This is a genomic window from Acidovorax sp. (assembly GCF_022763525.1).
GTDB lineage: Bacteria > Pseudomonadota > Gammaproteobacteria > Burkholderiales > Burkholderiaceae_C > Acidovorax.
In genome coordinates this window covers 1-13292 of the sequence record NZ_JALEGG010000027.1, presented here as the reverse complement: position 1 = coordinate 13292, position 13292 = coordinate 1, and the positions used below count along the sequence as shown (strand labels likewise).

Annotated in this window: 15 protein-coding genes and 1 pseudogene; 3 read left to right on the top strand and 13 right to left on the bottom strand. The window is 66.2% G+C overall.

The annotated features are described in order from the left end of the window. Positions 1–87 (top strand): annotated as a pseudogene (locus MRY84_RS02230) (acyl-CoA thioesterase); the annotation flags it as partial. Positions 88–195: 108 nt separating this feature from the next. On the opposite strand, the gene MRY84_RS02225 reads toward MRY84_RS02230, so the two are convergent. The 12 genes from MRY84_RS02225 to def form a co-directional block, all read right to left on the bottom strand. After that, positions 196–1197: a succinylglutamate desuccinylase/aspartoacylase family protein gene (locus MRY84_RS02225; RefSeq protein ID WP_291504134.1), complete on the bottom strand. Its 1002-nt coding sequence runs from the start codon at positions 1195–1197 to the stop codon at positions 196–198. Next, a complete protein-coding gene (locus MRY84_RS02220; protein ID WP_291504133.1) occupies positions 1194–2168 on the bottom strand; it encodes a tripartite tricarboxylate transporter substrate-binding protein in 975 nt (324 codons plus the stop codon). Before MRY84_RS02220 ends, MRY84_RS02225 begins: the two co-directional genes overlap by 4 nt. A 124-nt stretch (positions 2169–2292) precedes the next feature. Beyond that, a complete protein-coding gene (locus MRY84_RS02215; protein ID WP_291504132.1) occupies positions 2293–3189 on the bottom strand; it encodes a LysR family transcriptional regulator in 897 nt (298 codons plus the stop codon). A 54-nt stretch (positions 3190–3243) separates the two neighbouring features. Then, on the bottom strand, positions 3244–4071 hold the full coding sequence (gene pyrF, locus MRY84_RS02210; protein ID WP_291504131.1) for an orotidine-5'-phosphate decarboxylase: 828 nt from the start codon (positions 4069–4071) through the stop codon (positions 3244–3246). A 130-nt stretch (positions 4072–4201) separates the two neighbouring features. Further along, a complete protein-coding gene (locus tag MRY84_RS02205; protein ID WP_291504130.1) occupies positions 4202–4759 on the bottom strand; it encodes a FlgO family outer membrane protein in 558 nt (185 codons plus the stop codon). Further along, positions 4756–5445: a hypothetical protein gene (locus tag MRY84_RS02200; protein ID WP_291504129.1), complete on the bottom strand. Its 690-nt coding sequence runs from the start codon at positions 5443–5445 to the stop codon at positions 4756–4758. The genes MRY84_RS02205 and MRY84_RS02200 overlap by 4 nt, the downstream gene beginning before the upstream one ends. Before the next feature lie 210 nt (positions 5446–5655). Continuing rightward, a complete protein-coding gene (locus MRY84_RS02195) occupies positions 5656–6855 on the bottom strand; it encodes a phosphoglycerate kinase (RefSeq protein WP_291504128.1) in 1200 nt (399 codons plus the stop codon). 147 nt (positions 6856–7002) lie between these two features. Then, a complete protein-coding gene (locus tag MRY84_RS02190; RefSeq protein WP_291504135.1) occupies positions 7003–7341 on the bottom strand; it encodes an AzlD domain-containing protein in 339 nt (112 codons plus the stop codon). Then, a complete protein-coding gene (locus MRY84_RS02185; protein WP_291504127.1) occupies positions 7341–8165 on the bottom strand; it encodes an AzlC family ABC transporter permease in 825 nt (274 codons plus the stop codon). Before MRY84_RS02185 ends, MRY84_RS02190 begins: the two co-directional genes overlap by 1 nt. Further along, positions 8162–9151, bottom strand: a complete 990-nt coding sequence (gene fmt / locus MRY84_RS02180; protein ID WP_291504126.1) for a methionyl-tRNA formyltransferase — start codon at positions 9149–9151, stop codon at positions 8162–8164. The genes MRY84_RS02185 and fmt overlap by 4 nt, the downstream gene beginning before the upstream one ends. A gap of 31 nt (positions 9152–9182) precedes the next feature. After that, complete coding sequence (locus tag MRY84_RS02175) at positions 9183–9653, bottom strand: hypothetical protein (RefSeq protein WP_291504125.1); 471 nt, start codon at positions 9651–9653, stop codon at positions 9183–9185. A 35-nt stretch (positions 9654–9688) separates the two neighbouring features. Then, the gene (def, locus tag MRY84_RS02170) at positions 9689–10198 is read right to left on the bottom strand and encodes a peptide deformylase (protein WP_291504124.1); all 510 of its coding nucleotides are present in this window, start codon (positions 10196–10198) and stop codon (positions 9689–9691) included. 198 nt (positions 10199–10396) lie between these two features. Here def and MRY84_RS02165 point away from each other — a divergent pair, with 198 nt between their 5' ends. Then, positions 10397–11614: a LysM peptidoglycan-binding domain-containing protein gene (locus MRY84_RS02165; protein ID WP_291504123.1), complete on the top strand. Its 1218-nt coding sequence runs from the start codon at positions 10397–10399 to the stop codon at positions 11612–11614. Between the two features lie 89 nt (positions 11615–11703). Next, a complete protein-coding gene (gene dprA / locus MRY84_RS02160; protein ID WP_291504122.1) occupies positions 11704–12885 on the top strand; it encodes a DNA-processing protein DprA in 1182 nt (393 codons plus the stop codon). Positions 12886–12986: 101 nt separating this feature from the next. Here the strand turns inward: dprA and MRY84_RS02155 are convergent. Beyond that, positions 12987–13292, bottom strand: a 306-nt coding sequence (locus MRY84_RS02155) for a DUF1631 family protein (protein WP_291504121.1), incomplete at its 5' end; no start/stop codon positions are given.

Genomic DNA, 13292 nt, shown 5'->3' with positions numbered 1-13292 from the left:
GACCACTGGAACCCGGAAACCCCGGGTGATGTGGCGCTGGCCCAGCGTGTGAAGGCCCACCTGGATGCCGCGCGCGCTGCGCAGTGAACCCAGCGCGGAGCAGATCACCCTTTTAAACTGCCGCCAGCGCTTTCCCATCAAGCGCAAGCAGCTATTTTTTTAGTGGCAATCAGCAGCCCGTGCGCGGTGCAGCAGTTACAGCGCCGTGCGTCGCGCAAAACGCACCACCGTCACACCGGCACGCGCCTGGCGCACCGAAGGCATCACGAGCACGCAGTTGTCGTACGGCGTGACGACAGGTACTCCGTCGTTGTCGCCGATGACCGTCCCGGCCTTCTCGAAAAGTTCGAGCCCCGTGTAAGGCGCCACGAAGCGGAACGCGCTGCTGGTGGCCACCACCGGGCCAGTCACCTCCAGGGCCCATTGCTGCGGCGCGTCGGGCAAGCGCCAGCCCGGCACCAGTTGCGCCAGGCTTTCAGGGCAGAGCACGCCGGACTGCTCCAGGAACCGCACACAGAGATCCTGCGCCACCGCACGGCTGGCCGGGTCGCCGTGGAAGCCGCACTCGACGAGCAGCGAGCGGGTGTCGCCGCCTTGCGCGTCCGGCAAGCCGAAGCGTCCATAGTCGCGCATGCGCACGCCGTCCTGGTGTCCCGCGTCCACCACGATGTGCTCGGGCGTGCGCAGGGCGCGCGCGAGTTCCAGGTTGCGCGGCTGCATGCCCGTGAGCAGCAGCGGGGCAGACGGCTCGTGCATCGAATGAATGTCGAGCAGCCAGTCGGCCCGCGCCACGAAGGGGCGCAGCGCGGCGGCGCGGCGGCGCTCGCGGGTGTCCCCGGCGTCGATGCGCGCGTCCAGCCACTGCCGGTTGAGGTCTTCGTCGGTGAAGCGCGAGGCGTCGTGGTGGCGGGGGTCAAACCGGTCGAACGCATCGAGGTTGCAGAACGCCAGCGTGAGCGTGCCCTGCTGCGGCCGCACGCCCGCTTCGAGCAGGCCCTTCAAGGCCCACGCGCCGCACAGCTCGTTGCCATGGACCAGCGCGCTGACCATCACATGGCGGCCGGGCAGGCCGGAGTCGAAGTGCCAGACACCCTCGGTTCCGGTATTGCCGGCGCGCCAGGCGGTGATGTCGGGAGCGGGCAGTTCAAACGCCAGCGGCTGCACAGCGCAGGGGGTGTTCTCGATGCTGCTGCTCATTCTTCGATCTTTGCGAATTCAACAATCTTCTTGTACTTGGCCACTTCGGCCGCCAGGAACTGGTCGATGTTCACGCTGGGGGCGGCCACCGTGGAACCGCTCGCCTCCATCTTCTTCTTGAACTCGGGCGACTGCAGGGTTTCGTTCAGCGCCTTCTTCACCTTGTCGAACACGGGCTTCGGCAGATGGGCCGGCCCCATCAGCGCGAACCACACGCCGATGTCCACGTTCTTGTACTGGGGCGATTCAGCGAGCGCCGGGATGTCCGGTGTGGTGGGCGAACGCTTGGCTTCGGTCGTCCCCAGGGCAATCACCTTGCCGCTCTTGATGTGCGGCAGGCCGCTGGAAAGCACGAACACGCCGTACTCGAGGTTGTTGCCCAGAAGGTCGTTGGTCAGCGGCGCCACGCCCCGGTAAGGGATGTGCGTCATGAACAGCTTGCCCTGCTCCTTGACCATCTCGCCCGCCAGGTGCAGCGAGGTGCCCACGCCCGAGCTGCCGTAGCTGAACTTGCCAGGGTTCTTTGAGACCTTCTGCGTGAACTCGGCCAGGTTCTTTACGCCCGACCCGGTGGACGCGACCAGCACCAGCGGCTGCGAAGCGATGAGGCCGATGGCGGTGAAGTCCTTCACGTCGTACTTCACCTTCTTGGTCACCAGCTTGTTGATGGCGATCTCGTTGCTGGCGCCCACCAGAAAGGTGTAACCGTCCGGTGCCGCGTTGGCCACCTTTTGCGCGCCGATGGCTCCGCCTGCGCCGCCGATGTTCTCGATCACCACGGGCACACCCAGCCTAGCGCTCAGTTCCGTGGCCACGGTGCGGCCGGTCAGGTCGGTGCTGCCGCCGGGTGGATAGCCCACGACGATGGTGATGGGCTTGGACGGATAAGCATCCTGCGCGAACGCAGGGGCTGCCAGAAGGGCCATGCCGCACGCCAAGGCGGTGCGACGCAGGAAGGAAATGGTTTGCATGCGGGGCTCCAGTGAGTTCTTTGGGGGTGGAGCCATTGTGAAAACCCGGGCCGGCTGACAGGGTGCCGAAATGGCACGAAGCCGTGCCGATTGGATTCCTCCTCCCCAGGAAAACCCGGAGGTATCAGCGCTGCGCCAGCGCTTTCCAGAGCGCTTCGGCCGAGGGACCAAGCCGACGCTTGGGGCGGTACAGGCGGACGTCAAAACGCACTTCCATGCGTGCGTCGCCCGCAGGCGCCAGGCGCTTGGCCTGGCAATCGGCGTGCACCATCGACCAAGGCAGCCAGGCCACGCCCAAGCCTTTTTGCACGTATTCGTAATGCGCGTCGGCCGAGTCGCACTCCACCACCCGCTGCAGCCGGGGCGCATTCGGGTTTTGGGACAGATGGTCTTCCACCAGCCGGCCCAGCGCGAGCTGGGGCGCATAGGCCAGGTAAGGCACAGGCAGGTGGTCCTGCCCAAAGCGGTGCAGCGCGTGTCCTTGCGCCGTGGCCCGGGAAATGGGCACCAGCCGGTCCGATGCCACGGTCAGATGCAGAAACTGCCGCGCATCCAGCCGGACCGCCAGCGCCGGATGGTGGTACACGAGCGAGAAGTCGGCTTCGCTTCGCTCCAGCAAGGCCACGGTGTCGGCCAGCGCCCGCGTGCGGATGCACAACTCGCCGCCCTGAAGCACAGGCTGCAGCCGCACCAGCCAGTCAGCCACCACCGTGCGGGCCAGGGTGCGTCCGGTGGCCAGCGTCACGGTGCGGGCCTGCCGCCCGGCCAGGCTTTGCAGCTCCTCGTGCGATTGCGCCAGGCTGCGCGCCATGTGGGCGGCCGTTTCCAGAAAACTCTGCCCGGCAGGGGTCAGGGTGACGGGGCCGCCGCCGCGCTCCACCAAGGGCGTCCCGGCCCAGGCCTCCAGCGCGCGGATGCGGCGGCCAAAGGCAGGGTGCGTGACATGCCGCAGCTCAGCTGCCCGCGTGTAGCTGCGCTCCTGCGCGAGCACGATGAAGTCTTCGAGCCATTTGAGCTGCATGGGGATGATCCGGGTGCAGCTGCGGCGTGAAGGCTGTAGGAGCTGAAAGTGGTGTCAGCGCGCGCGGGCTGCTTCGAGCACCGCGCGGGTGCGCTGGGCCTCGGTGCGCGCCGCCGCGGCAAAGTCGTCGCCCTTGGAGGCGTACAGGATGGCCCGCGACGAGTTCACGATGATCGGCCCGCCGTCGCGGAGCCCGGCGCGCACCGTGGCCGCTGCGTCTCCGCCCTGGGCCCCCACACCGGGGATCAGCAGAGGAAGCGTGGGCGCAATGCTGCGCACCCGCTCGATTTCCTGCGGGTAAGTCGCACCCACCACCAAGCCAAGCTGGCCGTTCTTGTTCCAGGGACCTTGCGCCAGGCGAGCCACGTGTTCATACATCAGCGGCTGCCCTTCCACGCTGGCCAGGCGCTGGGTCTGCAGGTCGTCGCCCCCTGGGTTGGACGTGCGGCACAGCAAGAACGCGCCCTTGCCATGGTAGGCCAGGTAGGGCTCGATCGAGTCGAAGCCCATGAAGGGCGAGAGCGTGACCGCATCGGCACCGTAGCGCTCGAAGGCCTCCTTGGCGTACTGCTCGGCCGTGGAGCCAATGTCGCCACGCTTGGCATCCAGGATCACAGGCACGTGCGGCGCGTTGGCGCGCATGTGCTGCATCAGCCGTTCGAGCTGGTCTTCGGCGCCGTGGGCCGCAAAGTAGGCGATCTGCGGCTTGAAGGCACACACCAGGTCGGCCGTGGCGTCCACGATGGCAGCGCAGAAGTCATAGATCTTGTGCGCATCGCCCTGCATTCCCGCAGGAAACCGCGTGGGCTCCGGGTCCAGGCCCACGCACAGCAGGGAGTTGTTTTGCGCCGTGGCGTCGCGCAGCATGTCGATGAAGGTCATGGGGCGTGATTTTAAGTGGGGGCCCGACGGCTGCCGCGGCGGCGGGCTGCCCGCCCCGGCAGCCTGCGCCAAGACAAAAAGAAAAAGGCCGTCGAAACGGCCTTTTGCGGGATAGCAGCTTGGCTGCGGCTCAGCGGGGCACGGCCAGCAGACGCTGAACGTCGCGGTCGTTGGGCAGCGCGTAGTCATGGCCGCGGACGATGCGGCCATCTTCCGTGCGGACCAGCTTCAGGCTCACATAGGTGAAGTTGGCCGCGGCAGAGTAGGTGCCCACGAGGACCAGCGAAGCGTTGTGGCTGCGCGCGATGTCCTTGATTTCACGCGACAACAGCAGCTCGCCAGCACCTTCGCGCACGAACACATCGCCGCGCAGCTTGATTTCCTTGACGTTGAAACCGCTGGCAGCCATGTGCGAAGCGTATTGCTCGGACAGCGTGCGGCCCAGGGGGGCGGAGCGGCTCAGATCGTTCACGTTGACGACCGTGGCCACCAGAACGGGCCCCGTGCCGGCCACGCTCAGGTCGAAACCGGCGGTGAGCTTGCCCACGGCCTCGCGGCTGCTGGTCAAGAACTGGTTGTTGGCGGCTTCCTGGTATGTGGGCTCGGTGCGCACCGGGGTACCGTTGTTGGCACAGCCTGCGAGCAGGGCTGCGGCAGCCACCGCGGTCAGAATTGCAGCGGATTTCATTGCGAGACCACCTTCATGTTGACGTTCCGGTAGTGCGAGGGACGCAGGAACAGTGGCGTGTCTGCGTTTTCGAGGTAGTACACATCGGTCTTGCGGGCAACGTACTGGCCGCCGCGCGTGACCGTGGTCGTCAGGATCAGCTCGGTGTTGGTGGGACCGCCGGAGTTGATGCTGGCGCCGTAGTCGGCCAGGGCCGTCAGGCCCAGGCCGGCCAGCAGCTGGGCATCCACGTGCTCATGACGCAGGCCGTAGGCGGCCATCAGGCCCGCCGCGATCATGGTGAACTGGCCGGGGATGAAGTGGGGCCGGGGGCTGTTGTGACGGACCACTTGCGTGTTGTAGGTCACATTCAGTGCCGGGCCGGGGTCCTGCATCACGGGCGCGCCGCTCTGGACCATTTTGGTGATCAGGAATTCGCGGAATGCCAGGTCAAACGCGCTGGGGTTGGGTGGCAAAGCCACGTGCAGCTGCGTGCCAGGGGCGACGCCCGTCTTGTCAAGCGTGCTGAGGGTTTGGGCAACGACGTCGTTGGAGACGAGTTCCCAGTGGCCCGCAGAGCGCACCTTGGGTTGCGAGGTCAACTCAAAGTTCTCCGCCAGGGGGATGGGCGAACGGTATGCACATCCCGCCAAAGTAGCCACAGCGCCGGCGAGCACCGCCAAGCCGACTGCCTTTGAAAATTTCATGATTCCCTCCTACGGAACTTTGACAGGCGGGGACATGAACAGATACATCCCACGCGATTGAAAAATAATTCTGGGCGGGATACTCAACAAAAACAAGAAAAAAATGAGGTAACTGCGCCCAGGGACACGCAATTCGTTGTTTTTGGTCACAGATCGGCGTGCTTGCTTACGCCGATCTGCATTTGCTTGTGTCTATTTCAGTAACAAAAATCAAGCAGAAGTAACCGCGCGTTTTTCGAGAATCTCGAATGCAGGCAGGGTCTTGCCTTCGAGTACCTCCAGGAACGCCCCGCCGCCTGTGGAGATGTAACCCACCTGCTTTTCGATGCCGTATTTGGCGATCGCCGCCAGGGTGTCACCACCGCCGGCAATGCTGAACGCAGCGGATTCGGCAATGGCCTTGGCAATCTCGCGCGTGCCGTTTTCAAAGGCTGCGAACTCGAACACGCCCACCGGGCCGTTCCATACGATGGTGCCAGCGGATTTGAGCTGGGCGGCGAGTCGGGCGGCGGTCTCGGGACCGATGTCCAGGATCAGGTCATCCTCGGCCACGTCCTTGGCTGCCTTGACTGTAGCGGGTGCGTCAGCGGCAAACGCTTTGGCGGTCACCACGTCGGTCGGAATCGGCACATCGGCGCCGCGCGCCTTCATGGCGGCGATGACGGCGCGTGCTTCGTCCAGCAGATCGGGCTCGGCCAGGCTTTTGCCGATGGGCAGGCCGGCGGCCAGCATGAAGGTGTTGGCGATGCCCCCGCCCACGATGAGCTGGTCGACCTTGTCGGCCAGGCTCTTGAGGATGGTGAGCTTGGTCGAGACCTTGGAGCCCGCCACGATGGCCGCCAGCGGCCGCTGGGGATGGGCCAGCGCCTTGGTGAGGGCGTCGATCTCGGCCGACAGCAGCGGGCCGGCGCAGGCGATGGGGGCAAACTGCGCGATGCCGTAGGTGGTGCCTTCGGCGCGGTGGGCGGTGCCGAAAGCGTCGTTCACGAAGATATCGCACAGGGCTGCCAGCTTGTGCGCCAGCTCTTCCTTGTTCTTCTTCTCGCCCACGTTGAGGCGGCAGTTCTCCAGCAGCACCACTTGGCCGGGCGCGACGGTGACGCCGTCCACCCAGTTCGCCACCAGCGGCACCTCGCGGCCCAGCAGCTCGGCCAGACGCGCGGCCACGGGGGCCAGCGAGTCCTCGGGCTTGAATTCCCCCTCGGTTGGGCGGCCCAGGTGGCTGGTCACCATGACGGCGGCTCCGGCGTCCAGCGCCATGCGGATGCAGGGGATCGATGCGCGGATGCGGGTGTCCTCGGTGATGCGGCCGGCATCGTCCTGGGGAACGTTCAGGTCGGCGCGGATGAAAACGCGCTGGCCTTGGGCCTTGCCTTGGGCGCACAGATCGGAAAAGCGGAGGATGTTCATGGCAGAGGTGAGATAGGGAAATGGAGGCTCGGGGGCCGCCATTTTAGTGATCAAGGGTGCATGACCGCGGCCGCTCCAGGTCAGTTGCACCCGCGGCGCTGACTTGCTGGGCGATGCCCAGCCGCGCAGCGGCTCAGGGGGGCTTCTCTACCAGTTCCAGCCGATGTGCAGCGGCAGGTACACCACCATGCCAACCACGATGGTGCCCAGGATGCCGCGCCGCCAGAAGTAGTAGGCGGTGGCGCTCAGGACGGCAGGGATGCGGGCGTCCAGGAACGTATCGATGAGTTCGCCCCGGGTCATCAGGATCTCGGGGGCGATTACGGCCGTCAGGGCGGCCAGAGGGGCGTACTTGAGGCCGCGCTTGAGCCAGTCGGGCAGCGGCAGCTCGCGCTCGGGGATCATGAAGAACGAGCGAGACACCACGGTGATCACGGCCAGGCCGAAGATGACGATGGCGGGTTCGATCCAGGACCAGTCATTCATCATGGATGGCGCTCCTCGCGCAGTGGCACCACATCGCCCGCCTCGACCTGCTCGCGTTCTTCAGGTGGCAGCACGCTGTCAGCGGGCAACAGGACCAGTTCGGGCTTGTGGCGACGGCGGTCTACCGCCTCCATCAAGAGGCCTGCGGCCACCGCCGCCGCAATGGCCACCAGGATGTTGAGCTTGAGCGGCAGCGCAAACGCGGCAATCGCCGCCGTGGCGGCGACCGCGGTGGCCAGCCAGGTGGCCCGGTCGAACAGCAGCGACAGCAGCACGCCCAGCAGTGCCAGCACGCCCGCAAACCCCAGGCCCCAGGACAGCGGCACGGCATTGGCCAGCAGAATGCCAGCGATGGACGGCACCTGCCAGGCCAGCCAGTTGGTGCTGGCCGCGCCCCAGAAGTAGGGCACCTGCTCGGCCTGGGGGCGTGGCTCGGGAAAGCGCTTCATGAATGCCACGTAGATCACATCGCCGCTGAAATAGCCCACCGCCAGGCGCTGGCGCAGCGGCAGGTGCGCGAAGTAGCTGCGCCACATGCTGCTGAAGATCACGAAGCGCAGGTTCACGCAGCTGGCCGTCAGCCAGACCACCCACAGCGGCGCCCCCACCGCCATCAGCGGGATGACCGCCAGCTGCGCACTGCCCGCATACACCACCAGCGACATGAAGATGGCCATGCCTACGGGCAGCCCGCTCTTGACCATGACGACGCCGGTGACCAGGCCCCAGGCCCCGATGCCCACGGCCGTGCCCGCCATGTCGACGGCGGCCACGCGAAAGGAGGGGTGGCGCAGTGTGTTGCCGATGGCGGCCCGGCGGCTCATGCCGGTGTCGCGGCGATAGTGGGCGCAGCGCCCAGCACCATGCCGGGCTGCAGGTCAAAGCCCCGCAAGAAATCGGCCGCTGCGAGCCGCTTGCCCCCCGCGCGCTGCAAGGTGGTCAGGCGCAGCGTGCCTTCGCCGCAGGCGACCGTCACTCCGTCGCCATTTACCGACAAAATTTGGCCATGGCGCTTATCCGTATTGGATTTATTGCTATCAATTTCACAACTCCACACTTTGATCGTTTCCCCGGCGCACTCGGTGCTGGCTCCGGGGAAGGGGTCAAACGCCCGAATACGCAGGCCGATCACGGTGGCGGGCAGCGACCAGTCGATGGTGCTCTCGGCCTTCTCGATCTTGTGGGCGTAGGTGATGCCCTCGGCGGGCTGGGGTACGGCCTTCAGCCCTCCGCAGGCGGCCAGTTCCAGAGCCTCAACGATCATGCGGCCCCCGAGAGCGGCAAGCCGGTCGTGCAGGGTGGCCGTCGTGTCCGTGGGGGCAATGGCCAGCCGCTCCATCAGCAGCATGTCGCCGGTGTCCAGGCCAGCATCCATCTGCATGATGGTGATGCCGGTTTCGGCATCCCCGGCCTCGATGGCGCGATGGATGGGCGCGGCGCCCCGCCATCGGGGCAGCAGGCTGGCGTGGATGTTCAGGCAGCCTTGGGCCGGGAGGTCCAGCACCCACTGCGGCAGGATGAGTCCATAGGCGGCCACCACCATCACATCGGCCTGCGCAGCCACCAGCGCATCGCGCGCGGCGGCTGCATCGTCGGGGTATTTGCCGTCAAGGCGCAGGCTGCGGGGCTGCGCCACCGGGATGCCGTGTTCCAGCGCGCATTGCTTGACGGGGGAGGCCTGCAGCTTCATGCCGCGCCCGGCGGGGCGGTCGGGCTGGGTCAGGACCAGGGGCACCGTGAACCCTGCGGCCAGCAGCCGCTCCAGCGCCACGCGGGCAAATTCGGGCGTGCCGGCAAAGATGACTCTCATGGGTAACCGTTGTCAGGAGGTAAGTACGCACTCAGTCGCGCGTGTTGTCAAAATGGGGCAACTCGTCCGTGAACAGCACCATCCGCACCACACCCTCGGGGTCCAGGTGCACGTGCGCGAGGCGCAGGTCGGAGTTCTGGCGGAAGCGGTAGGTCCAGATGTCGCCCTCAAAGCGCGCCACACGCTCCACGCGCAAGGGCGCACCAAAGGTGCGCTGCACGTCGGCGGCAGTCCACACGCCCACGGGAAGATTCTCAAAGCGCGCCTGCGTCAGCACCTGCTCGTTGCGCACCAGCCTGCCGCTGGCGTCGAAATCGAGGTTGTAGGCCGCAAACCCTGCAGGCAGTTCGGAATACAGCAGGCGCTCGCCGCCCGGCAAGGGGAACGAGGCTGTAGGCACCCCAAGCCGGGCCACCACGTCGGCACGCAGTGCGCCGGGCGCCTCACGGGCCGGCAGCGCACAGCCCGCGAGTTGAACGACCAGCGCCGCGAGCGCCAGCACTCCGCCGCCCCTGAGGACGCGAAGCGCCGGCCGCGTCACTCGCGCGCCCCCCGCTGCTGCTTGATCATCTTGGTCTTGATGCGGTTGCGTTTGAGCGGGGAGAGGTATTCCACGAAGACCTTGCCCATCAGGTGGTCCATCTCGTGCTGGATGCACACGGCCAGCAGGCCGTCGGCCTCAATGACGCGGGACTGGCCCTGCTCGTCCAGTGCGCGCACATGCACGGCATCGAAACGCTCCACCCCATCGTAGATGCCAGGCACCGAGAGGCAGCCTTCCTCGTTGAGGTGCTTTTCTGCGCTGGTCCAGACCAGTTCGGGATTGATGAGCACCAACGGCTGGTTGCGCTCCTCGGAAACGTCGATGACCACCAAGCGCTCGTGTACATCCACCTGCGTAGCGGCCAGGCCGATGCCATGGGCGTCGTACATGGTTGCCAGCATGTCGGAAACCAGCGCCCGCACACGGTTGTCCACGGCCTGAATGGGCCGTGCCACCTTGTGAAGCCGAGGGTCGGGGAAACAGAGAATGGGAAGGATTGCCATGAAAGCTGCCAAGAGATGTCGCTATTTTCGCCACTTTTAGGGTCGGCAGCAGTGCGGCTAGCCAATAATCGTTGCCGAATCAAGGGCTTGAGCAGAGAATCTGAGAAAGTTTGTAATGACTTGCCCGGCCGCTCGCCTGCCGCGAGAGCCAAGGCGCCAGCGAGGGGGCGTTTCCCAATGCATGAGAAAAGGAACAACATGACAGCATTCACCAGCGTGCGGCAGACCGCCTTGGGCGCGCTCACCATCATTGCTGGCGTTTTGCTGGGGTCATCAGCCCAAGCGCAAAACTACCCGGTTTCCAGCGATCAGCGTGCCACGGCGCAACAGGTTTCCGAACGCGGCATTCCCCTGTCCGAGCTGACGCCCAACGCACCCGACACCTACACCGTCAAGCGCGGCGACACCCTCTGGGGCATTTCGGGCCTGTACCTCAAGCGCCCCTGGCGCTGGCCCGAGCTGTGGGGCATGAACCTCAAGGCCATCCCGAACCCCCACCTCATCTACCCCGGCCAGACGCTTTACCTGGACAAGGACGGAAGCTACGCGCGCCTGCGGACCACGCCACCCGGCGCGCCGGAATCCGAGCCCCAAACGGTGCGTGTGTCGCCCCGTACGCGCAGCGACAGCCTGGCCAGCACCGCGCTGCCCACGCTCAAGCCCCACCTCATCGAGCCGTTCCTCGTCGAGCCCCTGGTGGTCGACGCCGACGTGCTGCTGCGCGCCCCCCGCATTGTGGCCACCACCGAAGACCGCGTGCTGATGGCGAGCGGTGACCGGGCCTATGTGCGGGGTGATGCTGCGGCGCCGGTGCGCGCCGAACCTGGCGAACCTCGTTTCTTCCGCGTGTTCCGAGATGCCGTGGCCATGAAGGACCCGGTGACCGGAGAAATCCTGGGCTACGAAGCGCAGTACCTGGGCAAAGCCGAACTGGTACGCGGCGAAACGTTTGAAGACCTCCCCAACGGCAAGGGCGGGCGTGTGGCTGAGTACGTGCCTGCCACCGTGGATCTTTCAGGCACCAAGGAAGAAATCCGCGCAGGCGACCGGCTCTTGCCAGCTCCCGAGCGCGTTTTTACCAGCTACACCCCGCGTGCTCCGCAGATCGAGGTGGATGCCCGGGTCGTTTCCATCTACGGCAGTTTCTCGGCCGCCTATGCGGCCCAGAACCAGGTAGTGGCCATCAACATGGGCTCGCAGGATGGCATCGAACCCGGCCATGTGCTTTCGCTGCTGACCAAGGGCGATCGCATCAAGGACACAACCGACGCTGCCAAGACCACCATCAAGCTGCCCAGCGAAAACAACGGCACCGCCATGGTGTTCCGTACCTTCGACCGTGTCTCGTACGCGCTGTTGCTTGAAATCCGCAGCGGTGTGCGCGTGGGCGACCGCCTCGTGAATCCGCAGGAATAACTGCGGGGCCGCACCCGGGCCGCCCGTCCGCCGATGAGGTGGAGGCGGCTTTTTTCATTGGGCCCGTTCTTTCTCACGATACTGCTCCCATGGACCGCAACGAACTGGGCGCTTGGCTGCGCCTGACCCTTTCACTTGGCGTCGGCAACAGCACCGCACGGCGCCTGCTGGCACGCTTCGGCCTGCCTCAGGAGATCTTTCGCCAGCCCGAATCGGTCCTGCTGCAGTGCGCGACGCCCGCACAGGCCAAGGCGCTTTGCGAAGTGCCCCCCGCATGGGAAGCCCTGGTCGAGACCACCTTGCAATGGCTCGCAGAAGCGCCTTCACAAGGCCCCGCCCGCACGGTGGTCACGCTGGGGGATCCACGCTATCCGCAATTGCTGCTGGACACGGAAGACCCCCCGCTGCTGCTGTACCTGATGGGACCGGCGCGGCTGGTGGAGCAGGCACCGTTTCCCCCGGGGCGATGCCTGGCCGTCGTGGGAAGCCGCAACCCGACGGCGCAGGGAGCCGAACATGCCCGATTGTTTTCTCGCGCCCTGCGAGAGGCCGGCTTCACCATCGTTTCGGGCCTCGCACTGGGCGTGGATGCCGCAGCGCACGAGGGCGCGCTCGACGGTGCGGCATCGTTGGCAGATACAGACCCAGCCACCATCGCCGTGGTCGGCACGGGGCTGGATCGCGTCTATCCCCGCAAGAACCTCGACCTCGCGCACCGCATTGCCGCGCGCGGCCTGCTCGTCAGCGAATACCCCCTCGGCACGCCGCCCCTGGCGGCCAACTTTCCCAAGCGCAACCGCATCATCTCGGGCCTCTCCCAAGGCACGCTGGTCGTGGAGGCGGCGCTCGCTTCCGGCTCGCTGATCACCGCCCGGATGGCTGCCGAGCAAGGCCGCGAGGTTTTCGCGATCCCTGGCTCCATCCACGCGCCGCAGTCGCGGGGGTGCCACGCACTCATCCGCCAGGGCGCCAAACTGGTGGAATCGGCGAAGGACGTGCTGGAGGAACTGCGCACACCGAGCGTTGCGCCGAATACGCATGCCGCCGCCGACGCACCACCACCGATCGCGGAGGATGCAGTCTCCGCCGTCCCCTGCACGGAAAGCCCGCTGCTGCAGGCGCTGGGCTTTGATCCAATGGGGGTGGACGCCTTGGTGGCGCGCACCGGCATGGATGCCGCCTCGCTGCAGGTCGAGTTGCTGGAACTGGAGCTCGAAGGATGCGTGGCGCGCTTGCCTGGCGGTCTGTTTCAGCGGATCGGGAGCGCATAGCGCTCGTCTGGCGACCCAAGGCACGGCGCAGACGGCATCCACACTGAACCCGGGGGCTGTTCAGGCAACGGCGCAAACTGGCGCTGCCGCGCGCGAATCCCTCAATCGAGCAGCCGCTCGGGATTGGCGTCCAGCTTGGCCAGCGCGTCGCGTGTGGCGCGCAGCGTCAGGCCCTCTTCATCCTGCGGCACCAGCAATCCGGCCTGCAGGTAGGCGGCCAGCCGGCGCAACTGGATTAGGTAACTGCTGCCATCCACCGCCGCGAACAGATGCAGCTGCTTGCGCTGGCTGTGCCACGCGTATTGCACCTGGGCAGAAGCCCCATTGTGGTCCAGGGTGTACCAGGTGCCCGGCTGCAGTTCCTGGCCCCACGCCACCATGGCCTCGTCCACCGGGGCGCCGTTGTC

Excerpts from the sequence above, each read along its gene's own strand:
- MRY84_RS02225 (WP_291504134.1), bottom strand. The coding sequence starts at position 1,197 with ATGAGCAGCAGCATCGAGAACACCCCCTGCGCTGTGCAGCCGCTGGCG.
- MRY84_RS02220 (WP_291504133.1), bottom strand. The coding sequence starts at position 2,168 with ATGCAAACCATTTCCTTCCTGCGTCGCACCGCCTTGGCGTGCGGCATG.
- MRY84_RS02215 (WP_291504132.1), bottom strand. The coding sequence starts at position 3,189 with ATGCAGCTCAAATGGCTCGAAGACTTCATCGTGCTCGCGCAGGAGCGC.
- pyrF (WP_291504131.1), bottom strand. The coding sequence starts at position 4,071 with ATGACCTTCATCGACATGCTGCGCGACGCCACGGCGCAAAACAACTCC.
- MRY84_RS02205 (WP_291504130.1), bottom strand. The coding sequence starts at position 4,759 with ATGAAATCCGCTGCAATTCTGACCGCGGTGGCTGCCGCAGCCCTGCTC.
- MRY84_RS02200 (WP_291504129.1), bottom strand. The coding sequence starts at position 5,445 with ATGAAATTTTCAAAGGCAGTCGGCTTGGCGGTGCTCGCCGGCGCTGTG.
- MRY84_RS02195 (WP_291504128.1), bottom strand. The coding sequence starts at position 6,855 with ATGAACATCCTCCGCTTTTCCGATCTGTGCGCCCAAGGCAAGGCCCAA.
- MRY84_RS02190 (WP_291504135.1), bottom strand. The coding sequence starts at position 7,341 with ATGAATGACTGGTCCTGGATCGAACCCGCCATCGTCATCTTCGGCCTG.
- MRY84_RS02185 (WP_291504127.1), bottom strand. The coding sequence starts at position 8,165 with ATGAGCCGCCGGGCCGCCATCGGCAACACACTGCGCCACCCCTCCTTT.
- fmt (WP_291504126.1), bottom strand. The coding sequence starts at position 9,151 with ATGAGAGTCATCTTTGCCGGCACGCCCGAATTTGCCCGCGTGGCGCTG.
- def (WP_291504124.1), bottom strand. The coding sequence starts at position 10,198 with ATGGCAATCCTTCCCATTCTCTGTTTCCCCGACCCTCGGCTTCACAAG.
- MRY84_RS02165 (WP_291504123.1), top strand. The coding sequence starts at position 10,397 with ATGACAGCATTCACCAGCGTGCGGCAGACCGCCTTGGGCGCGCTCACC.
- dprA (WP_291504122.1), top strand. The coding sequence starts at position 11,704 with ATGGACCGCAACGAACTGGGCGCTTGGCTGCGCCTGACCCTTTCACTT.